Raw genomic sequence first — 24,580 nt, 5'->3', positions numbered from 1 at the left:
TGACCCTGGCCGGTTTGTTGTTCGCCCCGGTCGGGGCTGCTTTCGCACAAGACGCAGCCACTCCACCCCCACCCCCGCCTCCGCAGGATCAGGCGAAGCAATTGCAGACCATTACGGTGACCGGCTCGGCCGTGCCGCGCATCGACGTGGAAACGCCGTCGCCGGTCACCGTGCTCACCGCGCAGCAGATACAGCGCAGCGGCATGACCACGGTATCGGACGTGGTGCGTTCGATCTCCGCCGACAACAGCGGCTCGATCCCCAATGCCTTCGCCAACGGTTTCGCCGCCGGTTCCTCCGGCGTCGCGCTGCGCGGCCTGACGGTGAACTCCACCCTGGTGCTGGTCGACGGCCATCGCGCGGCCAGCTATCCGGTGGCGGACGACGGCCAGCGTTCCTTCGTCGACCTCAACACCATTCCGCTCGCGGCGGTGGACCGCATCGAAGTGCTGAAGGACGGCGCCTCCTCGCTGTATGGCGCCGACGCCATTGCCGGCGTGGTCAACATCATCCTCAAGCCCAACTACAAGGGCGTGGAAGGCACGGTCGACGTCGGCACCTCGCAGCACGGCGGCGGCTTTACCCGCAAGGCGACCTTGCTGGCCGGCGCCGGCGACCTGGAGAAGGACGGCCACAACGGCTACATCGCCATCCAGTACCAGAAGGACAACCCGATCTGGCTGCGCCAGCGCGGCTTCCCGTTCAACACGCAGGACCTGCGCTCGATCGGCGGCCCCGACCTCAACATCGGCCAGCCCGGGCAGCGCACCGGTTCGGTGTATGGCTCGGTGACGCCCGGCTCGCTCACCCGCCCCGGCGATATCACCAGCGGCACGCCCAATGCCGGCGCGCTGGCGCAGCCGCTACGGCCCTGCGGCAGCAACTCGATCGGCGTCACGGATGACACCGGCAGCTATTGCGAGCAGAACTTCCAGTCGCTGTACGGCCAGGTGCAGCCGGCGATGGAACAGGGCGGCATCTATGGCCGCTTCACCATGAAGATCAACGACACCACGCGGGCCTATATCTCGGCCAGCTACTTCGAGGCCAAGACCTGGGTGCCGGGCCTGCCGCGACAGGTGCAGAGCAGCACGCCGCACAACACCAACAACATCGCCCTGCCGCCCGGCAATCCGAGCAATCCGTTCCCGAACGACTACGCACTGATCAACTACGCGTTCGGCGACATGGCCAACGGCTTCAACTACGACAACCACAATGCGCGCATCGTCGGCGGCGTGTCGGGCGCATTCGGCGAGTGGAACTACGACGTCACCGCGGTGATCAACCACGACTGGCTGGACACCAAGCAGTACGGTTTCATCAGCTACGCCGCGCTGCTCGACGCCATCAACAACGGCACCTACAACTTCGCCAACCCCGCGGCGAACAGCGCGCGCGTGCGCTCGGCGCTAGCGCCGGGCTACGACAAGACCTCCACCTCCGACCTGGATTCGCTGGACCTGGCGGCCAACCGCTCGCTGTGGGACATGGCTGGCGGTCCGCTCGGCTTCGCCGTCGGCGCGCAGTTCCGCCATGAGTCGATCGACGATCCCACGCTCAATCCGGACTTCGAGTTCCAGGGTCTGGGCAATGCCCATACCAAGGGCAGCCGCAACGTCTCGGCGGGCTATGTCGAGTTCAACGCGCCGCTGCTCGAAACCCTGGAAATGGACGTATCCGGCCGCCTGGACCACTACTCCGACGTGGGCTCGCACTTCACGCCCAAGATCGGCATCAAGTGGAAGCCGTTCGACTGGGTCGCGCTGCGCGGCACCTATTCCAAGGGCTTCCGCGCGCCGAGCTTCTCGGAGAACGGGTCGAGTTCGTCGCAGGGCTTCATCAACCACACGCCGCCGGCGGACTTCATCGCCGCGCATGGCGGCAGCGGCAACGGCTACGTCAACCAGTACGCGCTGTCGCTGGCCACGCTGGCCAACAAGGACATCAAGCCGGAGAAGGCGCGCAACTACACCCTGGGCGTGCTGGTGCAGCCGACCAACTGGCTGAACGTGTCGGTCGACTACTTCAACATCAAGAAGGAGAACGTGATCGGACCGGCCGACGCCTCCGCCGCGCTGGCCAACTACTACGCGGGCCTGCCGCAGGCACCGGGCGTGGTGGTGATCCCGGATACGCCCGATCCACTGCATCCGAACGCGCTGCCGCGTCCGGCGGAGATCGACAGCCTGTACATCAATGCCACCTCGCTGAAGACCACCGGCATCGACGTGGACCTGCAGGCCCACTTCGATTTCAACCACGACATGCACTACATCAGCCAGTTCAGCGGCACGCAGATCTTCAACTGGACGCTGACCTTGCCGGACGGCACCAAGCAGCAGTTCGTCGGCACGCACGGGCCGTACCAGCTGTCCTCCGGCGCGGGCACGCCGCGGCGGCGCATGTCCTGGGCCAACACCTTCGTGTGGGGCCCGGCCACGATCACCGGCACGCTGTACCACGTCAGCGGCATGGACAACTACGCGCTGGATGCCGGCACCGATCCGAGCAACTGCCTGAGCGTGATCCCGGTCAGTTGCCACATCGGCTCGTTCACCTATATGGACCTGACCGGCAGCTACCAGATCAACGACCACATCGCGGTCACCGCGTCGGTGATGAACCTGTTCGACCGCAAGGCGCCATTCGATCCGTCCAACTACGCCGGCGGCGGCGCCAACTACAACCCGACGTATGCGCAGGCGGGCCTGGTCGGCCGCTTCTACAACCTGGGCGTGAAACTGAAACTCTGAGGCAAGGGGAGTCCGGGGGCGGCGCGCCGGTAGCCGGCGCGCCGCTTTTTTGTGTCCTTTGACACCTGCGTTTGTCCCCGCCATGCGGCTGCGCGCGGTACGCTCTGCGTTCGATCCGTCCACCCGCAGGGGAAGCTCCGCATGCGCATCGGCCTGGCCGCCAATCAAGCCCATCACAGCCACGCGGAGTCCGCGCTGTTCCGCTGGCTGCGCGCCAGCCAGCAGGGCATCCGCGAACTGGATATCCGCCTGCATGCGGTGGGCCGCACCTACGACGCGATCGTGCGCGATGGCGTGCTGGGCGACTACGCGGGACTGCTGCGCTATCCCTATGGCCGCGAAGGCGGCCTGATGAAACTGGTGGCGGAGATCGTGGGCCTGCCGGAATCCGGCCGCGCGCTCGACGGCGCGGTGTACCTGATGCATCCGGTGGACCCGTCCTCGATCTTCCCCGAGGCGATCGCGCTGAAGCGCCAGTGCGTGATCCACCAGAAGCCGTTCATCTCGACGGTGGCCTCGGCGCGCGACTGGGTCGAGCTGGAACGCATCCTCGCCGGCTTCGCGCCCGACCCTGGCGCCGACGCGCTGCATGCACTGGAGCACCAGACGCTGGCGCTGATCGCGCACGATGCGATGAAGCCGCAGATGGTGGCCTATGCCGCCGAGCATTTCGACGTGCTGTCGCGCTTCGCGCAGCGCATCGCCACCGGCACCACCGGCCAGCGCCTCAATGAGCTGGCCTGGAGCCGCGGCTGGCCGCAGGAGCAGGACTGGGTGCAGCGCTACCAGAGCGGCCCGATGGGCGGCGACGCGCAGATCGCCGACCTGGTACTGGAACGCCGCTGTCAGCGCGCGCTGTTCTTCGAGGACCCGCACGTGGCGCGCCAGCACGAGGCGGACATCCAGCTGCTGGAGCGCGCCGTCACCACGGTCACCGACGACGCGGTGTGCATGACCTCGCCCGCCGTGGCGCGCCGCTGGGCCGAGGCGGTGCGCCGCCGCGCCGAACTGCGTCCGTGCTGATGCCATGTGCCTGATCGCCTTCGCCTGGCAGGCGCATCCGCGCTGGCGCCTGCTGCTGGCCGGCAACCGCGACGAGTTCCATGCGCGCCCCAGCGCCGCGCTGGCGCGCTGGAACGACAGCGTGGTGATCGGCGGGCGCGACCTCGAAGCGGGCGGTACCTGGCTGGGCGTGACCGACGCGGGCCGCTGCTGCGTGGTGACCAATGTGCGCGATCCGCGCGATCCGCAGCTCGGCGCTTCGCGCGGGCTGCTGGCGACGGATTACCTCGCCGGCGCAGCGGATGCTACGGCGCATGCGCAGGCCTTGCAGGCCGATGCGGCGGGCTATCGTCCGTTCAACCTGCTGACCTTCGACGAGGCCGCCGCGTTCTATCTCGGCAACCGTCCCGTGCCCAAGGCGCAGGCGGTGATGGCCGGCGTGTACGGCCTGTCGAATGCCGACTTCAATACGCCCTGGCCGAAGACGCGCGCCTTGATGGGTCACGTGGAACACTGGCTCGCCGCGCACGGCGAAGGCGACGACTTCGCGCCGCTGTTCGCCGCGCTCGCGGACGAACATCGCGCGCCGGACCAGCAACTGCCCGACACCGGCGTCGGCCTGGAGCGCGAACGCTGGCTGTCCTCGGCCTTCATCCGCGGCGAGCTCTACGGCACGCGCGCCAGCACGGTGGTGGCGCTGGGGCACGATGGGCGCGGGGTGATCGTGGAGCGGCGCTTCGGGCCGAATGGGCGCGAGGAAGGCGAGACGGCGATGAGTTTCGGTGAGGGGTAATCCTAAACCTTGCCAATTGGAACCCTTCTCCCTCCGGGAGAAGGTGGCGGCAGCCGGATGAGGGTACGGGCGGAGCGGTGCGCGTCACTCTTGCGCTCCGCCCGCACCCTCACCCCAACCCCTCTCCCGGAGGGAGAGGGGCTCAAGATTCTGGAAACGTCCCGTCGACGTAGTACCAGCGCCCATCCTCGCGCACGAAGCGGCTGATCTCGTGCATGCGCTGCGCCTTGCCGCCGCCGTAGCGCAGGCGTGCGACGAACTCGACGGTGGCGCGATCGTCCTCGCTTTCATGCTGCTTCACGCTGAGGCCCAGCCAGGTCGGCGCCGGCTGCTGCGCGCCCAGCTTGAGCGTGGTCGGCCGCGTGCTGGCGTGCCAGGTGGCGAGCAGGTAGTCCTCGCGCTTGAGCACATAGGCGCTGTAGCGCGAGCGCATCAGGGCTTCCGCGGTGGCCGCTGCCGCGCCGTCGTGCAAGGGCCCGCAGCAGCGGAGATAGCCGGCGGGATTGCCGCAGGGGCAGGGCGTGAGCGTGTCGATGGCTTGCACGGAGGGCAGGCGGCGCTTGGCGGCGAAAGACGGGACATCATGCCACCCGGGGCGGGGCTTGGCACGGGCGGTCGGCCAAATGGACGAGGCCTGCGCGCTCAGCCGCGGCGCCACACCCGGCAGCGGTTGTTCGCCGGCATCGCCACGTCGGCGACGGGGCGGAAGCCGGCCCGCGCGGCGAGCGCATCCACCGCTTCGGCAGCGCGGATGCCCATGTGCGCGCCGCGCTCCTGCAACCACTGGTCGAAGGCGGCATTGCTGTCGCTGGTGTATTCGCCGCCGTAGTTGAAGGGACCGTAGATCGCCAGCGTGGCATTGCTCGTCGTCGCCTCGGGCAGCCGTGCGAACAGCGCCTCGACTTCAGGCCAGCCCATGATGTGCAGCGTGTTGGCGCTGAACACCGCGTCGTAGCGATGCGCCGGCCAGGCGCCGCCGACGTCCAGTTCCAGCGGCGCCGGCGTATTGGGCAGTGCGGCTTCGTCGAGCCACAGACGGATGCCGGGCAGGTTCTCCGCGCGATCCGAGCATTGCCAGCTCAGCCAGGGCATCGCCGCGGCGAAGTGCACGGCGTGCTGGCCGGTGCCGCTGCCGATCTCCAGCGCGTCGCGCCGGTCGGCGAAGTGTTCGCGCAGCACCGCGAGGATCGGCTCGCGGTTGCGTTCGCAGGAGGGCGCGCTGGGTTTGTCCAACGGCTCAGGCGGGCCGGCCGCGCAGGATCCGCGCCGGCAGCATCAGCAGCGCGCCGAGGAAGGCGAACACCGCGTTCACCGTGATGCCCACCAGGCGCAGCGGCAGCGTGAGCAGCCACACGATCGGATACAGCACCAGCGCGAGCAGGGCGATCGGCCAGCAGAACACCAGCAGCAGCAACCAGAGCAGGAAACCGGCCATGGAAGGATTCCTCGCGGAACGGGGGACAGGGTGCACGAACTCTAGCGCGCCGCGCGGCGATCAGGGAGATGACTCTCTACACCCCAATATGGCGAAGCGTATGACCGTGCCGACGTTGGGGTTCGCCTGCGGCTCACCCCAACCTACGCCGGCGCAAGAATGTACGGCGCTTACGGCATCGGATTCACGCCGATCCAGCGCGTGTGCAGGACGAAGGCGAACAAGGCCCAGGCCGCCACGCCGACCACGATCGCCACCAGGTCGCCGCGCAGCGTGCCGGCGGGATAGGTGACACCGTTGGCGCGATCGCGCCGGCGCGACACCACGAAGTCCGCCACCGCCCACAGCAGGAACGCGCCGAACAGCACCACGTCGTGCAGCATGCCGGTGGCCAGCAGGTGGCCGAAGGCCCAGGTCTTCACGCCGGCCAGCATCGGGTGGCCGAGCTTCGCCTTGAAATGATTGCGCGGCACATAGGCGGCGACGATCAGCACGAACGCCACCAGGGTGAACAGCGCATTGAGATGGCGCAGCCCCATCGGCGGCACGTACAGCAGCACCGGCTGCAGCCGCGCCTGGCCGAAGCCGTAGATCAGCAGCACGAAGCCCGCGATCGAGACCAGCGAATACAGGCCTTTCCAGCTTTTCTCGCCCAGGCGCGCGATCTGCCGCGCGCGCCAGCCGGCGGCGAACATGTGCACGCAATGCACGCCCAGGAACAGCAGCAGACCCAGGATCAGCAGTGTCATCGGGAACCCCTTCCGGACGGATGGGGCGAGTATAGGGCGCTAGGCGCCCGGCGGCTGCAGGCGCACGGCCAGCGCCGTCGCCTCGTCATCCAGCGCCAGCGTGCCTTGCATGATCGACGGGACGTGCCACACGTCACCCGGCTGCAGACGGCCTTCGGGCGTGACGATCTCTCCCGCGACCGCATACAGCAGCGCGACACCTGCCAGCGCGTGCGCGCCCGCGCGCCAGGTCTCGAGCTGGCCGTCGATCGCACCGCGCCGCAGCATCAGGTTGAAATCGCGCGTGGCGCCGCCGAGCAGCACGACATCCACCGCCGCCTCGCCGGGAAAGGCGAACGGCGCGTACGGCTGCTCCAGCCGATGCTCGCGCCCGTCCGCGAAGCGCATGACGAAGCCCGCGCCTTGCAGCAGCGCGATCTGCCGGTCTACTCCGGGAAACGCGGAGAACGGCGCGGCACTGTCCACCTCGGCCACGCTCACGCGCCAGGCGAAGTTGCCGAGATCCGCCCCAGCCGGATGAATGGCCAGCTCACGCGTGCGGCCCATGCCGTTCTTCCACGGCGTCACCGCGATGTCCGCGGCGCGCACGATGCTCACGCCGCGCGCTCGATCGCGCGCGCGAACGGCGGCAGTGCGTTGAGCATGCGTTCGCCGTAGCGCTTGGTCACCACGCGGCGGTCGAGCAGCACGATGCGGCCGTGGTCGGTCTCGGTGCGGATCAGGCGGCCGCAGTACTGGGTGAGCAGGCGCGTCGCATCCGGCACGGTGACTTCGATGAAGGGATTGCGCCCGCGCGATTCCAGCCACTCGGCATAGGTGGCGCCGACCGGATCGGTCGGCACGGCGAACGGCAGCTGGGTGATCACCACGGTCTCGCACAGCTTGCCGGGCAGGTCCAGGCCTTCGCCGAACGAGGCCAGGCCGAACAGCGTGCTGCCCTTGCCGGCCTCGACGTCGACGATGTGCTCGGCCACCAACTGCGCCTTGCCCAGCGAACCCTGCGCGCGCACCTTGCGCACGCATTCGATCGGCAGCTTCTGCAGCACGCGGTCGAGCTTGGCGCGCGAAGTGAACAGCACCAGGTTGCCGGCGCCCCAGTCCAGATTCGCGGCGAGCCAGTCGCTGATTTCCTGCGCGTGTTCCTCGCGCGCATCCGGCATCGCGCGCAGCGCCGGCACTTCCAGCCGCGCCTGTGCGGCCAGATTGAACGGCGAGGGCAGGCTGAGCGTGACTGCACCGTCGGGCAGGCCGACGGCGTCGGCGAAGGTGCGGAAATTGCCGCCCGCGCTGAGCGTGGCCGAGGTCATCACCACCGCGCTGGCGTTCTCCCACAGCACGCTGCGCAGCAGGCCGCCGGCGGAGACGGAGGAGGCATGGCAGACCAGCTGCTGGTCGCCGGACATCGTGACCCAGCGCGCCAGCGGCGGCCCGCCTTCGCGGTCCTCGCTGGACCAGGCGCGCCAGGTGCGCAGCTGGCGGTCGATGCGCTCCAGCGCCATGCCCAGCTCGCGCGACAGCGCCTCGTTGGTGGGGCCGCTCTCGGTCATTTCCAGCACGGCGCGGCGCACGGCGCCGACCCAGCGTTCCATTTCGCCGGTGAAGACGTACAGCACGCGCGCGTGTTCCACCCACGACTCCGGCAGCTGGCCGAGCGAGCCGCGGTACATCGGTTCGTCGTCGGCGGGCGAGGGCAGCCAGTGCAGGCGGATGTCTTTTTCCAGTTCTTCCAGCGCGTCGCTCAGTTCCTGCAGTTTCTCGTCGCCGGCATCGAGCGAGAGCTTGCCGATCACTTCCTTGTCGGTGAGCGAATAGGCCGCGTGGATCTGTCGGCCGAGGCGGCTGAGCTGGCGCACGGTGACGCTCATATGCACTTCGGCGGCGCCGCGGTCGATCGCCTTCGACGGCACGTGGTGGCCTTCATCGAAGATGTACAGCACTTCATCGGGCTTGGGCAGGATCACGCCGCCGAAGCCGTCTTCTTCGCGCGGCATGGTCAGGTCGGCCAGCACCAGGTCCTGGTTGGCCACGATGATGTCCGCGTCGCCCACTGCGCGACGCGCGGCGAAGAACGGGCAGGCCATGAACTGGCCGCATTTGCGGCCGGTGCAGCCGCCGGCGCTGGTGGTGATCATGGCGCGCAGCAGGTCGCCGGGGGCTTCCGGCGCGTTGTCCATGTCGCCGTCCCATTCGTGGCGGTCGAACGCCCCGGCGAGCTTGGCCAGCACCTGCTTGTCGCGCTCGGCCGGCGGCTTGGACCACAGCGCGAGATCAGCCTCGAAGCCCAGCCCCATCTGCGCGGTGTCCTGCAGGCTGTTGCTGGCCATGGCCAGGTTGCGCGGGCACAGGTAACGGCCGCGGCCCTTGGCCAGCGCGACCTTGGCCTCGCGGCCGTTGAGCTTCAGGTACAGCGGAATGTCGCGCTGTACCAGCTGTTCCTGCAGCGCGATGGTGGCGGTGGCGATCAGCAGCTTTTTCTTCTGCGCGCGCGCCACTTCGACGCCGGCAATCAGATAGGCCATCGACTTGCCGGTGCCGGTCGGCGCCTCGATCACCGCGGCGCCGCCTTCCACGGCCAGCGCCTTGGCCACCTCGGCGATCATCTTTCCCTGCGACGCGCGCGCGCGGAAGCCAGGCAGGCCCTCCTTCAGGCGCGTGTAGGCGGCGCGGATGGATTCCTTGGTGTCGTCGGTGAGCATGCGGCCGGCGGGGAGACTGCGAAAGGCGCGACCGTCGAAGCGGCTGGCGCGGTCCGGCCATTGTAAGGGGTGGACGTAGGTTGGGGTGAGCCGCAGGCGAACCCCAACGTCACCGTAATCGAGTGCCATGTTGGGGTTCGCCTGCGGCTCACCCCAACCTACGCCGTTCGTCGTGTCAGCTTTCCGCCGCGATCTTGCGCAGGCTTTCCTCGAACACTTCCGGCGGCTGGCCGCCCTGGATCAGGTAACGGTCGTTGACGATCACCGACGGCACCGCGCGCACGCCCTGGCCCTGGTAGAAGGCCTCCTGCGCGCGTACCTCGTCGGCGTAGCGGCCCTCTTCCAGCACCTGGCGCGCGTGGCCGGCATCCAGGCCGACCTGGGCCGCGGCGGCGACCAGCACCTCGCGGTCGCTGACATTGCGGCCGTCGGTGAAATAGGCGCCGAGCAGCGCGCGCTTCAGTTCACCCTGCCGACCCTGGGTCTCGGCCCAGTGCAGCAGGCGATGCGCGTCGAAGGTGTTGTAGATGCGCTGGCGCCTGTCCAGGTTGAAGGTGAAGCCGACATCGGCGCCGCGCTGGCGGATCGCCTCCTGGTTCTGCTTCATCTGTTCCGGCGTGCTGCCGTACTTGCGGGCGAGGTGTTCGCCGACGTCCTCGCCTTCCGGCGCCAGCTGCGGGTTGAGTTCGAACGGCTGGAAGTGAATGTCCGCCTGAACTTCGCCGTCGAGCCGGCGCAGCGCTTCGTCCAGCGCGCCGAGGCCGACCGCGCACCAGGGGCAGACCACGTCGGAAACGAAATCGATCTTGAGCTTGCGTGCCATGGCGGGCCTCCGGTGGTGGAAGGACAGGAGATGCGGCCTGGATTGCGTGCGATCAAGCCGGTGCCGTCCGTACGAACGGCACCGGCGCGCGGAGTGCTTACATCTTGCCCATGAAATCCGACTTGCCGAGTTCGGCGCCCGCCGCGCGCAAAATCGCGTAGGTGGTGGTGCAGTGGAAGAACAGGTTCGGCAGCACGAAGTGCAGCAGATAGGCCTGGCCTTCGAACTGATGATCGCTGCCGCGCGTCTTGATGGTCACCGTGCGTGCTTCGCTGCCGTCGACCTGTTCGGGCTTGAAGCCCTTGATGTATTCCACCACGCGTTCGATGCGCGCATAGAGCTGCTCGAAGCTGGTCTCGGTGTCCTCGAACTTCAGCGGCTCCACGCCGGCCAGGCGGGCGGTGCCGTTCTTGGCCATGTCGGTGGCGATCTGCACCTGCCGCACCAGCGGATGCATGTCGGGGATCAGGCGCGTCTGCAGCAGCACGTCGGGCGCGATGCCCTTGGCCTGCGCGTGCGCCTCGCCCTTCTTCAGCACGTGGTGCAGGTTGGACAGCGCGCGCAGGAACACCGGCACCGAGGCCTGGTACATGGAAAGCGTCATGAGGATGGCTCCGAGGAGTGGACAGGATCGATATCGACAGGATGCGTCGCCGCGACCGGCGAGAGATCGTGCGGCACGCTGGCGGCGCATGGCGTGGGTTCTTCGTGCGGCGTCAGCGAAGGGTCCGTCACGCGCCGCGCCGTGCGCGCGGCGATCACCGTGCCGATCACCAGCAGCGCGGCCGCGACCACGAAGGCCAGGCCGGGCAGGTGCAGCGGCGAGGTCGGCAGGATCGAGAACGAGAAGATCTGCGCGAACAGGGTCGGACCGAAGATGCCGGCGAAGCTGCCCAGGCTGGTGATCGCGCCCTGCAGCCGGCCCTGTTCGGTGGGATCGACCTGCTGGGTCATGATCGCCTGGATCGGCGGCCCGGACAGGCCCCACAGCGCCATCAGCGGGATGCCGAGCAGGAACACCCAGCCCACGTCGGCCAGGCCCATCAGCAGGAAGGCGCCGATGCCGCACAGCATGCCGGCGACCAGCACGCGCCGTTCGCCCCAGCGCGGGGTCAGCCGGCCGGTGAGGAAGGCCTGCACCGAGCCGTCGCAGGCGCCGACCAGCATCAGCACCAGGCCGACCGCGCGCGTGCCCCAGCCGTAGCGGTAGTCGGCGTAGAGCACGAAGGTGGTCTGCAGCACGTAGTGCGCCAGGTAAACCAGGAACATCACCGTGCCCAGGCCGAGCAGCACCGGGTCGCGGCGCAGCAGCTTGAGCGCGCCGAACGGATGTGCGCTGTGCAGTTCGAAACGCGCCGTGCGGTGCTCCTTCGGCAGCGATTCGGGCAGCACGAACAGGCCGTAGAGGAAATTGCACAGCGCCAGGCCCGCGGCCACCCAGAACGGCAGGCGTAGCGAGATCTCGCCGAGCACGCCGCCCAGGCCCGGCCCCATGATGAAGCCCAGGCCGAACGCGCCGCCGAGCATGCCGAACGCGGCGGCTCGCTTCTCCTTCGGCGTGATGTCGGCGATGTAGGCGTTGGCGGTAGTGAAGCTCGCCGCGGTCATGCCCAGCAGGATGCGTCCCGCCAGCAGCAGCCACAGCGTGGGCGCCAGCGCCAGCACCACGAAATCCACGGCGAGCCCCAGGTTGGAGATCAGGATCACCGGGCGCCGGCCGAAACGGTCCGACAGCGCGCCCTGGATCGGCGAGAAGATGAACTGCACCACGGCGAACACCGTGCTGAACACGCCCACCCAGGACGCCGCCGCGGCGATGCCGCCGCCGGCGAGCTGTTCGATCAGGTGCGGCAGCGTGGGGATCACGATGCCGAAGGCCAGCATGTCCAGCAGGACGGTGACGAAGATGAACGCGACCGCCGCGCGGCGCCGCGGCTCGGAGACGGTGGTGACAGGCTGGTCCATGTTCCGGCGGCGAGGGAGAAAGCGCGAACGATAGCGCAGCCGGCGCATGGGTGTTGCAGCGGTGCGGCAATCGGGAGCCCGGCCGCCGTTTAGCGCCCGGGGAAAAGGCTCAGGCCGGCGGCGCCGCGAGCTCCTTCGCGTCGAGGTAGCCGTCGTGGTTGCGATCCAGCTTGTGGAACTGGCGGCGCAGGTTGTCCTGGTGGCCGCGCAGGGTCACCGGCTTGCCGCGGCCGCCCGGCAGTTCGTCCGCCTCGAGCACGCCGTCGCCGTTGGTATCCATGCGGCGGAAACCGGCGCTGAGATAGTCCACGTATTCCTGCTCGCTGATGCGGCCGTCGCCGTCCGCGTCCATCAGCTTCAGGTATTCGGCCGGCGTGCGCGGGTAGCCCTGGGCCGCGGCCAGGCACGGCAGGGCCAGCAGGGCCGCCGCCAGGGCGCGCCGCATCAGCGCACGCCGCCGCGGATGCCGATGAACTGCAGGAATTCGGCGCGGGTGCGCGCGTCGTCGCGGAAGGAACCGAGCATCTGGCTGGTGACCATCGACACGCCGCGCTTGTGCACGCCGCGGGTGGTCATGCATTCGTGGCTGGCGTCGATCACCACCGCCACGCCGGCCGGATGCAGATTTTCCTGGATGCACTGCGCGATCTGCGCGGTGAGCTTTTCCTGCACCTGGAAACGGCGCGCGTAGGCTTCCACCACGCGCGCCAGCTTGCTGATGCCGACCACGCGGTTGGTCGGCAGGTAGCCGACGTGGGCGCGGCCGACGATCGGCGCCATGTGGTGCTCGCAATGGCTTTCGAACTCGATGTCGCGCAGCACCACCATCTCGTCGTAGCCGGCCACTTCCTCGAAGGTGCGGCGCAGGTACTCGCCCGGATCGGTCAGATAACCGGAGAACCAGTCGCGGTAGGCCTTGACCACGCGCTTGGGTGTGTCGAGCAGGCCTTCGCGCGACGGGTCCTCGCCGGCCCAGCGCAACAGCACGCGCACCGCCTCCTCGGCCTGCTCGGGGGTGACGTCGGTCGGGTGCTGGTCGCTCATGGGGGTTCCTTACGTGGCGCAGGCGGTCAAGTGTAGCGCCGGCGTCAAGCCCTGGAGGCTCAGGGGTCGGGCACGAAGCGGCCGGGGAAGGGATCGGGACGCACCGGGTGCGGCCGTTCGCAGGGGATCACGCATTGGGCGGCGAGGTTGTCGCGGGTGTCGTAGTACAGCGTGACTAGTTCGTCCGGCGAGCTGGAGGCGCGCTCGAATTCCACCTCGGTGACGGAGGAGTATTCGCGCTCGCCATGGCCGGTGCCCAGCGGCGTGCCGGCCTTGGCAGCGCGCTGCACTTCGCCGCGCGCGGCGGGTGCTGCAGCCATCGGCGCGGCCTGGTCCGCCGCCATATCGGCCTCGTAGACCACCGGCGGCGGCAGCGGCTTGCGGCGGAACACGGCCACGCCGATCACGCCGACGTTGTCGGGGCGCCCGGTCTTCGCGGCATAGCTCTGGCCGATATCGGTGAACACGAAATCCGCCACCTGGCTGAGGCTCTTGCGCCAGCCAAGCACGTCGGTATTTGCGCGCGGATCGAGCACGTAGCCCGCCTGCGACCAGCCGGCGGTCTGGCCGGACACGGCGTTGACGCCATCCACCGACAACACCGCCAGCAGATCCTCGCCGCTGCGGCTGCGCAGGGCGACGCGGTAGCGATGGCCGGGCTCGCCGGCGACGTAGTAGCGTCCCTGATGCACATACACGGGCAGGCTGCGCTGGGTGTCGCGGTCGTACACGCTCAGGTCCAGCAGGCGGCCCACGGCATGGGCCGGGGCGACGTGGGCCAGGCCGGCGGCGATGGCCAGCGCGATCAGCAGGGTTTTCATGGGAAGGCTCCGGCAGGCATCGCGGATCGATGCGTGGGATGCAACGCGTGGCGGGAGTCGCTGGGGTTGATCAATGTGGGTTGATCGATGCGGGGTTGATCGATGGCATGCGGCATGTCTATGGTCCCGCTGACGCTTCAAGCCACGAGTAGCTCCCCATGACCCTGCGCATTTCCCGCGACACCCAGCTGTGCATGTCGCTGTCCGGCCGCCCCGGCAATTTCGGCACGCGTTTCCAGAACTATTTGTACGAGGCGCTCGGCCTGGACTACGTGTACAAGGCCTTCACCACGCGCGACCTTCCCGCAGCCATCGGCGGCATCCGCGCGCTGGGCATCCGCGGCTGCGCGGTGTCGATGCCGTTCAAGGAAGCCTGCATGCCGCTGGTGGATTCGATCGATGCGTCGGCGCAGGCGATCGAATCGGTCAATACCATCGTCAACGACGATGGGCATCTGCGTGCGTACAACACCGATTACATCGCGGTGGCACGGTTGATCGAACAGCATCGGGTCGCACCCGAGACCACGCTGGCGCTGCGCGGCAGCGGCGGCATGGCGAAGGCGGTGGCTTGTGCGTTGCGCGACAAGGGATTCCGGCGCGGGCACATCATTGCGCGCAACGAAACGACTGGTCGCGCGCTGGCGCAGACCTGCGGTTATGCGTGGGCGCCGGACATGCGCGACGTGGAAGCGCAGTTGCTGATCAACGTCACGCCGCTCGGCATGGAAGGGCCGGAGGCGGAATCGCTGGCCTTCACCGAGGCGGAAGTGGAGCGTGCGAGCGTGGTGTTCGACGTGGTGGCACTGCCGCCGGAGACGCCGCTGATCCGGCTGGCGCGCGCGCGGGGCAAGCAGGTGATCACCGGCGCGGAAGTGATCGTGCTGCAGGCGGTAGAGCAGTTCGTGCTGTATACGGGCGTGCGGCCGGAGGATGCGTTGATCGCGGAGGCGGCGGCGCACGCTTTGTCGTAAGGGTACTAGTGAACCCTTCTCCCACCGGGAGAAGGTGCCGGCAGGCGGATGAGGGTTCGGCCGGAGTCGTGCACATCACTTCCGCGCTCCGCCCGTACCCTCACCCCAACCCCTCTCTCCCACGGGGACTACCTTCGGGTCGCCGGGGGAGAGGGGCTCAATCGCCAGCTTCATCCTCTTCTTCAGCGTCGCTGCTCGGCGCTTCCCCCAGCAACTGCTGCACCTGCTCCCCCGGCAGCGTCTCCACATGCCGCAGCTTGCGCTCGATCGCACGCGTGCGCACACCCGCCTGATCGATCACATTGCTCGCCTCGGTAAGCTTCTTGCGGGTCTTTTCCAGCACCCCCGCGAACTTGCCGAACTCGGTCTTCACCGCCGCCAGCAGCTGCCAGACCTCGCTGCTGCGCTTCTCAATCGCCAGCGTGCGGAAACCCATCTGCAGACTGTTGAGCAGGGCGGTGAGCGTGGTGGGGCCGGCCAGGGTGATGCGGTAGTCGCGCTGCAGCAGGTCGGACAGGCCGGGGCGGCGGATCACTTCGGCGTACAGGCCCTCGGTGGGCAGGAACAGGATGGCGAAGTCGGTGCTGTGCGGCGGCGCCACGTACTTGCTCTGGATGCGCCTGGCCTCTTCGCGCACGCGCACTTCGAGCGCGCGGCCGGCGGCCAGCGCGGCGTCGGCGTCGGCGGCCTCTTGTGCGTCGAGCAGGCGCTGGTAGTCCTCTACCGGGAATTTCGCGTCGATCGGCAGCCACACCGGCTGCTCGCCCTGGCTGCCGGGCAGGCGGATCGCGTATTCCACGCGCTCGGCCGAGCCGGGCACGGTGGCCACGTTGGCGGCGTACTGCTCGGGAATCAGGATCTGTTCCAGCAAGGCGCCCAGCTGCACTTCGCCGAAGGTGCCGCGCGTCTTTACATTGGTCAGCACGCGCTTCAAGTCGCCCACGCCGATGGCCAGGCTCTGCATCTCGCCGAGGCCGCGCTGCACCGCTTCCAAGCGCTCCGATACCAGCTGGAAGGACTGGCCCAGGCGCGTTTCCAGCGTGTTCTGCAGCTTCTCGTCGACGGTGGCGCGCATCTGTTCGAGCTTGGCCGCGTTGTCGTCCTGGATCGCCTTGAGCTTGCTCTCCAGGGTGGCGCGCACCTCGCCCAGGCGTTTCTCGTTGTCGGCGGTGAGCGCGGCCAGGCGCTGCTGCTGCTGTTCGCCGAAGCGGTTGAGGGCGAGCGTGAGTTCCTGGCGGCTGTGGCGCGCATCCTCGGCCAGCCGCTGCGCCAGCGCCTGCAGGCCGGCGTCGGTGCGCTCGGTGAGCAGGGTCAGGCGCTGGCCGAAGCCGTCGACGCGCTCGGCCTGGTGCTGGCTCACGGCGGCCAGCTGTTCGCCCATGTGTGCGCGGAAGCGGTCGAAGCCCTGCTGCAGTTCCTCGCGGCCGGAGCGCTGTTCCTCGCGCAAGGCGCGCTGCAGGCGTTCGCCGTCGTCTTTCAGCGCATCCAGCCGCGCGGCGATCGAGCCGTCGTTGCGCGAGCGCAGCAGCACGGCCTGCAGCGCGAGCGCGGCCAGGGCCAGGAGGATCAGGACGATCAGCAGGACTTCGACGAGAGACATGGCGGTTCCATACGGCAAGGCCGCAAGTGTACGCGCCCGCGTCTCATGCGCCGGGACGGGCGCGGACCGGGCGCTTTACCAGACCCGGCAGAACACGGCCTTCAGATAGCGCCCTTCCGGCACGTCGCTGCGCACGGGGTGGTCCGGGCCGGCGCCGCGCGCTTCCAGCACCTGGATCTCGCGGCCGGCGTTGAGCGCCACGCGGCGCAGCATCTCCAGGAAGTCCGCCTCGCTGACCAGGCCCGTGCAGGAGCAGGTCAGCAGCAGGCCGCCGGGCGGGATCACGTCCAGCGCCAGGCGGTTCATCGCGAAGTATTTCTTCAGCGCGTCCATCACGCGGTTGCGGTCGCGGGTGAGCTTGGCCGGATCGAGCACCACGGCGTCGTATTGCTCGCCGCGCGCGACGGCGCCGCGCAGCCAGTCGAAGATGTCGGCCTGCTCGAACTGCGCGTCCACGCCGTTGGCGGCCGCGTTGGCGCGGGCGACTTCCAGGATGCCCGCGTCCATGTCCACGCCGGTGGCTGCGCTGGCGCCGCCGGCCAGCGCGTGCACGGCGAAGCCGCCGGCGTTGCAGCACAGGTCGAGCACGCGGCGGCCGCGCGCCAGTTCGGCGAAGCGGGCGCGGTTGTCGCGCTGGTCGGCGAAGAAACCGGTCTTGTGGCCCAGGCCCGGCGCGGCGTGGAAGCGCAGGCCGTGCTCGTGCACTTCCACCGGCGCGGGCGCATCGGCGGCGCGGCAGTCGAAGGATTCCTGCTTCTGCACATGGCTTTCGGCGAACCAGTACAGGCGCGCGCCGGGGAAGTGCGCCAGCAGCGCGGCATGGATCGCCTCGCGGAACTTCCACATGCCGGCGGCGAAGTATTCGATCACCAGGATGTCGGCGTAGCGGTCGACGATCAGGCCGGACAGGCCGTCGCCCTCGCTGTGCACCACGCGCCAGGCGTCGGTGACCCCGTCCAGCGCCAGCCATTCGCGGCGCAGCTGCACGGCGCGCGCGATGCGCGCGGCGATCCAGTCGGCGTCGATCGCCTGGTCCGGATCGCTGGAGAGCAGGCGCAAGGCGATGCGCGCATGGCCGTTCCAGAAGCCGCGGCCGACGAAGCGGTCCTTGGCGTCCACCACCTCCACCACGCTGCCGGGCGGCAGCCGCTCGGCGGGCTTGTGCACCTGCGCGGACCACACCCAGGGGTGGCCGGGCGTGCGGTCGGACTTGAGGCGGATGACGGGCAGGGCGGGGGAAGCGGGGCTGTTCATCCGCGCATGATAGCGGCTGCGCCCGGCTTTCCCGCGGAGAGCCGCTCAGCGCAGCCGCAGCGCCAGCCAGGACAGCAGCGCCAGCAGATTGATGCCCAGCCGCGACACCGCGGGACCGGCCACTGCCAGTACGAAGCCCTGCGAGCCCACGTGCCAGTCCAGGCCCAGATGCGGCGAGGACTGCAGGCTGGCGAAAATATTCACGAAGGCGCCGCAATGCAGGCCGTAGCTGAACATCGGCGTGGCGATCAACGGCAGCTGCAGCAGCTGCGCGATGCGCGAGAAGGTCACGCCGCGCTCGGTGTTGCCCAGCAGCTCGAAGCCCGCGACCAGCACGAAGCCGTACAGCGCCAGCCCGATCACCGCCACGATCGAATCGTGGGTGCTGCCCAGCGGCAGCAGGCGACGCAGCATGGTGACCACGCCGTAGAAGCCGCCGGCCACTTCGAGGATGCCGATCAGGCGGAAAAGAAAGCTGCGCACGCGGGGGTTCCGTCGACAAAAGAGCCGCAAGCTTAGCCGGATAAAAGCCCCTCTCCCACCGGGGAAGGGGTTGGGGTGAGGGTTCGGGCGGAGCGCAAGAGTGATGTGCATCGCTCCGGCCGAACCCTCATCCGGCTGCCGCCACCTTCTCCCGGAGGGAGAAGGGTTGCAATGGTGCAGGTTTACGCCATCAGCACCGCGCGCGGCTCATCCAGAATCGCATGCGGCACGAAGCGCGCGCCGTCCTGCGTCACCGGCGAGCGATCCTCGCGGATGCCCATGCCGCAGGCGCGGTCGGCCACCACCCAGCTGCCGATCAGCGGATAGCCGCCGCCGAAATCCGGCAGCGGATGCCAGGCCTGGCGGATACACGGGCCGGCATAGGGACCGTCGGTTTCCACGCGCCGGCCGTCCGGCAGATGCATGGCGATGTTGGCGCCCTCGCGCGAATGCAGCGGCTTGCGCACCCAGCCGGGCTGCAGCGCGGCGCCATCGTCGAACGCGGCCGGCAGCAGGTTGGGATGGCCGCGGTGTTTTTCCCATAGCAGGGGCAGGATGCCCTTGTTGCTGAGCACGGCCTTCCACGGCGGCTCGATCAGCTGCAGCCCCGAGTTCGGCAGATGGCGGCCGAATTCCTCGCGGAACAGGTCCTCCAGCGGATACAGCTTGAACAGCGCGCCGATCACGCGGTCGTCCAGGTCGGTGAAGCGTCCGTCCGCGCTGATGCCGATGTCCTCGATGGCGATCTCGCCGCTGTCGACGCCGGCCTGCAGCGCGCAGTCGCGCAGGTAGGCGATGGTGCCCTGGTCTTCCGTCGAGTCGCGCAGCGCGGCGAACAGGAACGGCCGCGGCAGCTGGCGCGCGATCGCGCCGAAGGCCTCGACCAGCGCCTCCTGGATGGCGTTGAACTGATCCGCGCCGGCCGGCAGGCCGTTGCGCGCGAGCTGGTCTTCCAGCCATTCCCACTGGAAGAACGCCGCCTCGTACAGCGAGGTGGGCGTGTCGTAGTTGAGCTCGTAGAGCTTGGCCGGGCCGCGGCCGTCGTAGGCGAAATCCATGCGGCCATAGAGATGCGGCTGGCGTTCGCGCCAGCTGTGCGCGATCCAGTCCCAGTACGGCTCGGGGATCGCCAGCCGGCGCAGCTGCTGCTCGCTGGCGAGGATGCCGTCGACCAGGTCCAGCGCCATCGCGTGCAGTTCTTCCGTGGGCGCTTCGATGTCGTCCTCGATCTGGCGCAGCGAGAACGCGTAGTACGCCGACTCGTCCCAGTACGGCTCGCCGTCGATGGTGTGGAAGGCGAAGCCGTACTCCTCGGCGCGAGCGCGCCAGTCGGAGCGCTCGCGGATGGCGATGCGGCGCATCAGCTGCCGATCCGGCCGCGGAAGGAGGAGCCGAAGCCGCCGCGGCTGACGGTGACGGCGCGATCGGGCGTGCTGCTGACCGGCACCAGTCCGCTGGAGCCGCGCGCGCTCGAACCGTAGTAGCCGCCGGTGCCGGCCGTGCCGCTGTTGCGCCAGCGGCTGCTGCTGCCATAGGCCGGGCCGGGACCCGCGGCGGGATCCGGGCGGCCCCATTGCCCGCGCGTGTCGCGGAAGGCGGGGCCGGCGGTGAAGCCGGTCATGGGCGAGCCGTTGCGCAGCATCTGCGAGAGGAAGAAGCCGGTCATCAGCGGGCCGAAGAACGAGTGGCCGCCGCTGTCGCGGCGTTCCTCGCAGCGATCCCAGTCATAGCTCGCGGCGCATTGGGCGCGCGTATCGAAATGCGGTCCTTTCTCCGCCGCTTCCGAGGCGGCATTGGCGAACGCCTGCTCGCAGGTTGGCCGGTCCTGCGTCTGCGCCACGCAGGCGTCCACCGAGGTGTAGAGGCCTTCGCGGGTGGCTTCGTCGTCGCCGCAGGCAGTGAGGCACAGCGGCAGGCTGCCCATCAGCAGCAGGGCGGCGGTCCTTGAGCGTTTCATCGCGTTCCTCGCGCAGTGAAGCGGCAAGCATGCCTGCGCGGCCGGGCGGACGGAAGTTCCCCGGGCAAATTCTTGCGAGGCCGGTGTCGCGCCACGGTCACAGTGCGAACCGCTTCATGACAGCGGCAAGTCCAGCCCCAACCTAGGGTTAGCCCCACTAGGCGCCTCCCCGCGCCGGCCTTTCCAATAGCGGCCTCCCTGTCCCCCTTCGCAAAGGCTTACGACCATGGCGATCCCGCGCGATATCGGCATCCAGACCTACACCCCGCCGCCGCCGCCGCCCCCGCCGCCGGAAAAATACCGGGTGGAGCACGGCGATTCGCTCGACGGCATCGCCCAGAAATTCGGCACCACGGTAGAGGCCCTGCACCAGGCCAATCCCGCGGTCTCCGGCTCGCGCATCATGCCCGGCGACGTGCTGGCCATCCCCCCGGCGAATGCGCCGGCCGTGGCCGGCGTGCAGGCGCCGAAGCCCACCCCGCAGCAGATGGTGAACCGGGCGCTCAACAACTATCAGGAAGCCGTCGCCGACAAGCGCACCGGCGACCTTCCCGGCCTGCAGCATGAGCTCGACCAGGCGGTCAACGACGAAGTGCAGGCGCGCCTGAAGGAGCCGGTGAACGACGGTCTCACCCCGCAGCAGCGCAAGCAGCTGGGCGAGCAGCCGCCGAGCATCGCCGAACGCGAGAAGTCCGCGCGCACCGACATCCTGGCCCGCTACCAGGGCGATGCCGCGGTCCAGCACGCGGTCGATCAGCAGGAGGCCGACAGCCTCGTCGCCAGCAACGACCGCGCCGGCTACACCTCGCCGAAGGACAAGCTGCTGGCGCTGGATACCTCGCTCAAGAACGCCAGCTCCGACCAGGTGCGCAAGCTGGCCGAAGCGAGTCCCGGCTTCGCCAAGACCGTGCAGGACGCGGCCAACTGGGCGGCGCAGCCGTACAAGGAAGAGCAGCTCACCAACAGCAACCAGATCGAGCCGAAGGCGAAGCAGGCGGAGGAATCCTCCGGCCGCTACGCCGAGCTGATGGCCGGCCTGAGCTCGCCGGCGGCGCGCGCCGCCATCGCGTCGCAAGGCCGCACGCAGATGGAGCAGATCACGCATTTCGCCTTCCTGTACGACAACGAGCAGCGCCACTCCGGCAACATCCTCACCAGCCTGTCCACCGCGGTGGGCACGCTGCGGCAGAGCGATCCGGCGGCGGCGCAGTCGCTGGCCGACGACCTCGCCGGCCAGCTGCCCGACCCGCGCATCGTGGCCGGCGGCATGAATACGCAGTCGATGCTGACCTCGATGGCGCAGCAGTCCGGCGATCCCACGCTGGCGCTGAGCTTCGTCGACAAGGTCAGCCACGGCGGCTACGAGCGCATCACCGGCCCCTGGGTCGAGCAGACCAAGGCCGAGCTGTTCAAGACGGTGGAGAACACGCACTACCGCGTCGACAACGACGTGCAGTCGTACGTGAAGCTCACCGGCGAGCTCAACAGCCTGATCGCCAAGGAAGGCAAGTCGATGAGCGCCGACCAGCTCAAGGCGGCGATCGACAAGTACAAGCAGATGAAGGGGCCGGACTGGGAGCAGCAGGTCGCCGCCGCGCAGCAGCAGATCGCCGACGACGGCAAGCTGCTGCTGTCGCAGCAGACCGCGCTGGCGCAGTGGGCCGCCGGCCATCCGGGCGACCAGAAGGCGGTGACCGACACGCTGGGCAAGATTCTCGGCAGCGACAACAACGCCGCGGCGATGCGCCTGGCCGTGTCGAGCGACCCGACCGTGCTCAAGGGCGAGCCGGGCCAGGCCCTGCTCAACCAGTGGGCGCAGTACGGCAAGGTCGCCGACCAGGCCGGCCGCAAGCTCACCCAGGAGCTGGGCACCAACTACGTCAAGGGCCGCCTCGACGATCTGCGCGAGCAGCTGGGCAAGAGCAATGATGCCGCCACGCGGACCCGAGTGATCCAGCAGCTCGACGACCTCGGCAACAACAAGTCGCTCGCGGTGGTGCTGGGCCTGGACGGCGACAAGGTCGGCAGCCTGAAGCAGGCCACCGATGTGCTGAAGAGCAACCTGTCCGACTTCGACGCGCTGGCCAAGGACGCCAAGACGCCGGACGCGCTCACCCAGTCGCTGCAGTCGGGCCTGAAGGACACCGACGGCAAGCTCGGCAAGATCAAGGGCTTCGACAACGGCACGCCGGTGAGCACGCTGTTCCGCGCCTTCAGCGTCGGCGCCGCGGGCCTGAGCCTGGCCAATGCCTTCGACAAGGTCGGCACCGGCAAGACCGGCACCGAGGAACTGCGCAACGACATGTCGGCGCTGATCGGCGCCGCCGGCTTCAGCCAGAAGACCGCCGGCCTGGTGACGAGCGTGGGCTGGGCGCCGAAGGAAAGCCTGTGGGGCACGGTGGGCCAGCGTTCGGTCGACCACTGGGTGAACATCCTGTCCGGCGGCATCGACCTGTGGAAAGCGGGCGATGCCTTCGGCAAGGGCGACAACACCGAGGGTGCGCTGTACGCCACCACCGGCGTGGGCTCGATCATGTGGGCGGCGGGCAATGCCGCCGTGGGCGGCGAAGGCATGCTCGGCGCGGCGCTGGCCGGCGGGGCGGGCTGGGGCAGCTGGGCCGGCCCGATCGGCATCGGCCTGGTCGCGCTGGGCACGGTCGGCCTGATCGCCTACCAGAGCAAGAAGGACAACGATGCGGCCGTGCCGGGCCGCGAAGCCTTCCTGCAGGGCCTGGGCTACAACCAGAGCGCGTCGCAGGCGCTGGGGGCGTGGCACAGCAAGGACGACCAGCCGGCGGCCAACATGCTGATGCGCTACGGCGAACTGCACGGCATGAATGCGCAGCAGACCATGGCCTGGTTCAACGGCCTCGGCGCCGACCAGCAGAAGACCTTCGCCGGCGCGATGGTTTCGTCGCTCGACACGGTGGGCGGCGATCCGTCGAAGTTCCAGCGCACCGACCGCAACGACGGCAACTGGGACGACCTGGCCAATCGCAACGGCCTGCTCGCCGGCAATGTGGACCATGGCCTGTTCGGCAGCGGCCCGGGCGTGCTGATGCGCGGCACCATCATCGCGGGCAACCCGATGCCGCTGAATACCGAGGAGAAGCCGGCCTCGGCGCACCAGCTCGACGTGGTGCTGAAGAACGTGCTGGGTATCGATCCGCCGCCTTACCACTGAGGCATGGCGGCCGGGCGCTGCTCAGGCGGCGCCCATGTCGTCCGCGAGCCGGCCGTCCGCGAGCAGGCCATCCGCCAGTTCGTGCAGGTCGTCGACGTGCTGCTCCCACCAGCGCGCCTCGCCCGCGAACGGGAACGCGGCAGGGAAGGCCGGATCGTGCCAGCGCGCGGCGATCCAGCCGGCATGGTGCAGCTGGCGCATCGCGCGCAAGGCCGGGACCAGGGCCAGCTCGATGCGATCGAACTCGCGGAACTGTTCGTAGCCGGTGAGCAGCGCTTCCATGCTGGCGTCGTCGTTGGCCAGCATCCACAGGTCCTGCACGGCCGGACCCATGCGCGCATCGTCCAGGTCGACGAAGTGCGGGCCGTCGTCGGTCCACAGCACGTTGCCCGGATGGCAGTCGCCGTGCAGGCGCAGCTGGCGCACCGGACCCACCGCCTCCAGGCGCAGCGCCACCGCTTCGTCCACGCGCTGCGCGGCGACGCGGTAACGCGCCTGCACGTTCTGCGGCAGCAGCGGCGAGGCGAGCACGGCCTGCATCGGCTGCTCGATCAGCGTGGCGCGGTCGATGCGGCCGCGGTGCGCGAACGGTGCGCGCGCGCCGATCAGGTGGATGCGCGCGATCAGCCGCCCCAGCCATTCGAGCTGGTCGGCGGATTCGAGCGAGGGCGCGCGGCCGCCGCGGCGCGGCGTGAGCGCGTAGCGGAAGCCGGCGTGGTGCAGCAGGGTGCGGCCGCCGAAGGCCAGCGGCGCGACCAGCGGCAGTTCCGCTTCGGCCAGTTCCTGCGCGAAGGCATGCTCCTCGAGGATCGCCGCATCGCTCCAGCGCGCGGGGCGATAGAACTTCGCGATCACCGGCTGGGCGTCGTCGATGCCGACCTGCCACACGCGGTTTTCGTAGCTGTTGAGGGCGAGCAGGCGGCCATCGGGATACAGGCCGCAGGCGGCGACCGCATCGAGGACATGATCGGGAGTGAGGCTGGCGTAGGGGGCGTCTTGGGACATCGGGCGATTATCGCCGCCAAACCCGGCCGTAGGTTGGGG

General features: G+C 69.1%; 23 protein-coding genes. 5 read left to right on the top strand and 18 right to left on the bottom strand.

Annotated features, from left to right (window positions below):
- Nucleotides 1–101: 101 nt before the first annotated feature.
- The 3 genes from BM172_RS15855 (at nt 102) to BM172_RS15845 (ending at nt 4,551) form a co-directional block, all read left to right on the top strand.
- On the top strand, nt 102–2,756 hold the full coding sequence (locus BM172_RS15855) for a TonB-dependent receptor (protein WP_177218828.1): 2,655 nt from the start codon (nt 102–104) through the stop codon (nt 2,754–2,756).
- A 141-nt stretch (nt 2,757–2,897) separates the two neighbouring features.
- A complete protein-coding gene (locus tag BM172_RS15850) occupies nt 2,898–3,779 on the top strand; it encodes a methylglyoxal synthase (RefSeq protein WP_026634986.1) in 882 nt (293 codons plus the stop codon).
- Nucleotides 3,780–3,783: 4 nt separating this feature from the next.
- Nucleotides 3,784–4,551 (top strand): NRDE family protein, encoded by a 768-nt coding sequence (locus BM172_RS15845; RefSeq protein WP_026634985.1) that lies wholly within the window; start codon nt 3,784–3,786, stop codon nt 4,549–4,551.
- Nucleotides 4,552–4,693: 142 nt separating this feature from the next.
- Here the strand turns inward: BM172_RS15845 and BM172_RS15840 are convergent, their stop codons facing one another.
- The 12 genes from BM172_RS15840 to BM172_RS15785 form a co-directional block, all read right to left on the bottom strand.
- Nucleotides 4,694–5,095, bottom strand: coding sequence for a YchJ family protein (locus BM172_RS15840; protein WP_026634984.1), 402 nt, complete (start codon nt 5,093–5,095; stop codon nt 4,694–4,696).
- Between the two features lie 98 nt (nt 5,096–5,193).
- On the bottom strand, nt 5,194–5,784 hold the full coding sequence (locus tag BM172_RS15835; protein ID WP_026634983.1) for a DUF938 domain-containing protein: 591 nt from the start codon (nt 5,782–5,784) through the stop codon (nt 5,194–5,196).
- Nucleotides 5,785–5,788: 4 nt separating this feature from the next.
- On the bottom strand, nt 5,789–5,986 hold the full coding sequence (locus tag BM172_RS15830; RefSeq protein WP_026634982.1) for a hypothetical protein: 198 nt from the start codon (nt 5,984–5,986) through the stop codon (nt 5,789–5,791).
- 170 nt (nt 5,987–6,156) lie between these two features.
- Nucleotides 6,157–6,735, bottom strand: coding sequence for an NnrU family protein (locus tag BM172_RS15825; RefSeq protein WP_026634981.1), 579 nt, complete (start codon nt 6,733–6,735; stop codon nt 6,157–6,159).
- 39 nt (nt 6,736–6,774) lie between these two features.
- A complete protein-coding gene (locus BM172_RS15820) occupies nt 6,775–7,332 on the bottom strand; it encodes a HutD/Ves family protein (protein ID WP_081805144.1) in 558 nt (185 codons plus the stop codon).
- Nucleotides 7,329–9,431: an ATP-dependent DNA helicase DinG gene (gene dinG, locus BM172_RS15815; protein ID WP_026634979.1), complete on the bottom strand. Its 2,103-nt coding sequence runs from the start codon at nt 9,429–9,431 to the stop codon at nt 7,329–7,331. Before dinG ends, BM172_RS15820 begins: the two co-directional genes overlap by 4 nt.
- Nucleotides 9,432–9,606: 175 nt before the next feature.
- The gene (locus BM172_RS15810; RefSeq protein ID WP_026634978.1) at nt 9,607–10,254 is read right to left on the bottom strand and encodes a DsbA family oxidoreductase; all 648 of its coding nucleotides are present in this window, start codon (nt 10,252–10,254) and stop codon (nt 9,607–9,609) included.
- A gap of 97 nt (nt 10,255–10,351) precedes the next feature.
- Nucleotides 10,352–10,858, bottom strand: coding sequence for a DUF1993 domain-containing protein (locus BM172_RS15805; RefSeq protein WP_026634977.1), 507 nt, complete (start codon nt 10,856–10,858; stop codon nt 10,352–10,354).
- Nucleotides 10,855–12,219 carry a TCR/Tet family MFS transporter gene (locus tag BM172_RS15800; RefSeq protein WP_051548595.1) on the bottom strand — a complete coding sequence of 455 codons (1,365 nt, stop codon included), beginning with the start codon at nt 12,217–12,219 and terminating at the stop codon, nt 10,855–10,857. The genes BM172_RS15805 and BM172_RS15800 overlap by 4 nt, the downstream gene beginning before the upstream one ends.
- A gap of 109 nt (nt 12,220–12,328) precedes the next feature.
- A complete protein-coding gene (locus BM172_RS15795) occupies nt 12,329–12,664 on the bottom strand; it encodes an EF-hand domain-containing protein (RefSeq protein ID WP_026634976.1) in 336 nt (111 codons plus the stop codon).
- Nucleotides 12,664–13,263, bottom strand: a complete 600-nt coding sequence (gene folE / locus BM172_RS15790) for a GTP cyclohydrolase I FolE (RefSeq protein ID WP_026634975.1) — start codon at nt 13,261–13,263, stop codon at nt 12,664–12,666. Before folE ends, BM172_RS15795 begins: the two co-directional genes overlap by 1 nt.
- A gap of 59 nt (nt 13,264–13,322) precedes the next feature.
- Nucleotides 13,323–14,084 carry a hypothetical protein gene (locus BM172_RS15785; protein WP_026634974.1) on the bottom strand — a complete coding sequence of 254 codons (762 nt, stop codon included), beginning with the start codon at nt 14,082–14,084 and terminating at the stop codon, nt 13,323–13,325.
- Between the two features lie 158 nt (nt 14,085–14,242).
- On the opposite strand from BM172_RS15785, the gene BM172_RS15780 reads away from it, so the two are divergent.
- Nucleotides 14,243–15,058 (top strand): shikimate 5-dehydrogenase, encoded by an 816-nt coding sequence (locus BM172_RS15780; protein ID WP_026634973.1) that lies wholly within the window; start codon nt 14,243–14,245, stop codon nt 15,056–15,058.
- Between the two features lie 157 nt (nt 15,059–15,215).
- Here the strand turns inward: BM172_RS15780 and rmuC are convergent, their stop codons facing one another.
- The 5 genes from rmuC to BM172_RS15755 all read right to left on the bottom strand — a co-directional run bounded on the left by rmuC (nt 15,216) and on the right by BM172_RS15755 (nt 20,352).
- Nucleotides 15,216–16,658 carry a DNA recombination protein RmuC gene (gene rmuC / locus BM172_RS15775; protein WP_026634972.1) on the bottom strand — a complete coding sequence of 481 codons (1,443 nt, stop codon included), beginning with the start codon at nt 16,656–16,658 and terminating at the stop codon, nt 15,216–15,218.
- Between the two features lie 75 nt (nt 16,659–16,733).
- Nucleotides 16,734–17,912 carry a class I SAM-dependent rRNA methyltransferase gene (locus BM172_RS15770; RefSeq protein ID WP_026634971.1) on the bottom strand — a complete coding sequence of 393 codons (1,179 nt, stop codon included), beginning with the start codon at nt 17,910–17,912 and terminating at the stop codon, nt 16,734–16,736.
- A 45-nt stretch (nt 17,913–17,957) separates the two neighbouring features.
- Nucleotides 17,958–18,395, bottom strand: coding sequence for a hypothetical protein (locus tag BM172_RS15765; RefSeq protein WP_026634970.1), 438 nt, complete (start codon nt 18,393–18,395; stop codon nt 17,958–17,960).
- Between the two features lie 182 nt (nt 18,396–18,577).
- A complete protein-coding gene (locus BM172_RS15760; protein ID WP_026634969.1) occupies nt 18,578–19,756 on the bottom strand; it encodes a glutathionylspermidine synthase family protein in 1,179 nt (392 codons plus the stop codon).
- The gene (locus BM172_RS15755) at nt 19,756–20,352 is read right to left on the bottom strand and encodes a DUF1190 domain-containing protein (protein WP_026634968.1); all 597 of its coding nucleotides are present in this window, start codon (nt 20,350–20,352) and stop codon (nt 19,756–19,758) included. Before BM172_RS15755 ends, BM172_RS15760 begins: the two co-directional genes overlap by 1 nt.
- A 226-nt stretch (nt 20,353–20,578) precedes the next feature.
- Here BM172_RS15755 and BM172_RS15750 point away from each other — a divergent pair, with 226 nt between their 5' ends.
- A complete protein-coding gene (locus tag BM172_RS15750; RefSeq protein WP_035323200.1) occupies nt 20,579–23,536 on the top strand; it encodes a LysM peptidoglycan-binding domain-containing protein in 2,958 nt (985 codons plus the stop codon).
- Between the two features lie 21 nt (nt 23,537–23,557).
- Here the strand turns inward: BM172_RS15750 and BM172_RS15745 are convergent, their stop codons facing one another.
- Nucleotides 23,558–24,541 (bottom strand): serine/threonine protein kinase, encoded by a 984-nt coding sequence (locus tag BM172_RS15745; RefSeq protein ID WP_051548594.1) that lies wholly within the window; start codon nt 24,539–24,541, stop codon nt 23,558–23,560.
- Nucleotides 24,542–24,580 lie beyond the last annotated feature (39 nt).

This window comes from Dyella marensis (assembly GCF_900112865.1).
In the GTDB taxonomy this organism is placed as follows: Bacteria; Pseudomonadota; Gammaproteobacteria; order Xanthomonadales; family Rhodanobacteraceae; genus Dyella_D; species Dyella_D marensis_A.
Note: the sequence above shows the minus strand (reverse complement) of the source record. Positions and strands in the feature narration are given on the sequence as shown.

Excerpts from the sequence above, each read along its gene's own strand:
- BM172_RS15850 (WP_026634986.1), top strand. The coding sequence starts at position 2,898 with ATGCGCATCGGCCTGGCCGCCAATCAAGCCCATCACAGCCACGCGGAG.
- BM172_RS15845 (WP_026634985.1), top strand. The coding sequence starts at position 3,784 with ATGTGCCTGATCGCCTTCGCCTGGCAGGCGCATCCGCGCTGGCGCCTG.
- BM172_RS15830 (WP_026634982.1), bottom strand. The coding sequence starts at position 5,986 with ATGGCCGGTTTCCTGCTCTGGTTGCTGCTGCTGGTGTTCTGCTGGCCG.
- BM172_RS15825 (WP_026634981.1), bottom strand. The coding sequence starts at position 6,735 with ATGACACTGCTGATCCTGGGTCTGCTGCTGTTCCTGGGCGTGCATTGC.
- dinG (WP_026634979.1), bottom strand. The coding sequence starts at position 9,431 with ATGCTCACCGACGACACCAAGGAATCCATCCGCGCCGCCTACACGCGC.
- BM172_RS15810 (WP_026634978.1), bottom strand. The coding sequence starts at position 10,254 with ATGGCACGCAAGCTCAAGATCGATTTCGTTTCCGACGTGGTCTGCCCC.
- BM172_RS15805 (WP_026634977.1), bottom strand. The coding sequence starts at position 10,858 with ATGACGCTTTCCATGTACCAGGCCTCGGTGCCGGTGTTCCTGCGCGCG.
- BM172_RS15800 (WP_051548595.1), bottom strand. The coding sequence starts at position 12,219 with ATGGACCAGCCTGTCACCACCGTCTCCGAGCCGCGGCGCCGCGCGGCG.
- BM172_RS15795 (WP_026634976.1), bottom strand. The coding sequence starts at position 12,664 with ATGCGGCGCGCCCTGGCGGCGGCCCTGCTGGCCCTGCCGTGCCTGGCC.
- folE (WP_026634975.1), bottom strand. The coding sequence starts at position 13,263 with ATGAGCGACCAGCACCCGACCGACGTCACCCCCGAGCAGGCCGAGGAG.
- BM172_RS15785 (WP_026634974.1), bottom strand. The coding sequence starts at position 14,084 with ATGAAAACCCTGCTGATCGCGCTGGCCATCGCCGCCGGCCTGGCCCAC.
- BM172_RS15780 (WP_026634973.1), top strand. The coding sequence starts at position 14,243 with ATGACCCTGCGCATTTCCCGCGACACCCAGCTGTGCATGTCGCTGTCC.
- rmuC (WP_026634972.1), bottom strand. The coding sequence starts at position 16,658 with ATGTCTCTCGTCGAAGTCCTGCTGATCGTCCTGATCCTCCTGGCCCTG.
- BM172_RS15770 (WP_026634971.1), bottom strand. The coding sequence starts at position 17,912 with ATGAACAGCCCCGCTTCCCCCGCCCTGCCCGTCATCCGCCTCAAGTCC.
- BM172_RS15760 (WP_026634969.1), bottom strand. The coding sequence starts at position 19,756 with ATGCGCCGCATCGCCATCCGCGAGCGCTCCGACTGGCGCGCTCGCGCC.
- BM172_RS15755 (WP_026634968.1), bottom strand. The coding sequence starts at position 20,352 with ATGAAACGCTCAAGGACCGCCGCCCTGCTGCTGATGGGCAGCCTGCCG.
- BM172_RS15750 (WP_035323200.1), top strand. The coding sequence starts at position 20,579 with ATGGCGATCCCGCGCGATATCGGCATCCAGACCTACACCCCGCCGCCG.
- BM172_RS15745 (WP_051548594.1), bottom strand. The coding sequence starts at position 24,541 with ATGTCCCAAGACGCCCCCTACGCCAGCCTCACTCCCGATCATGTCCTC.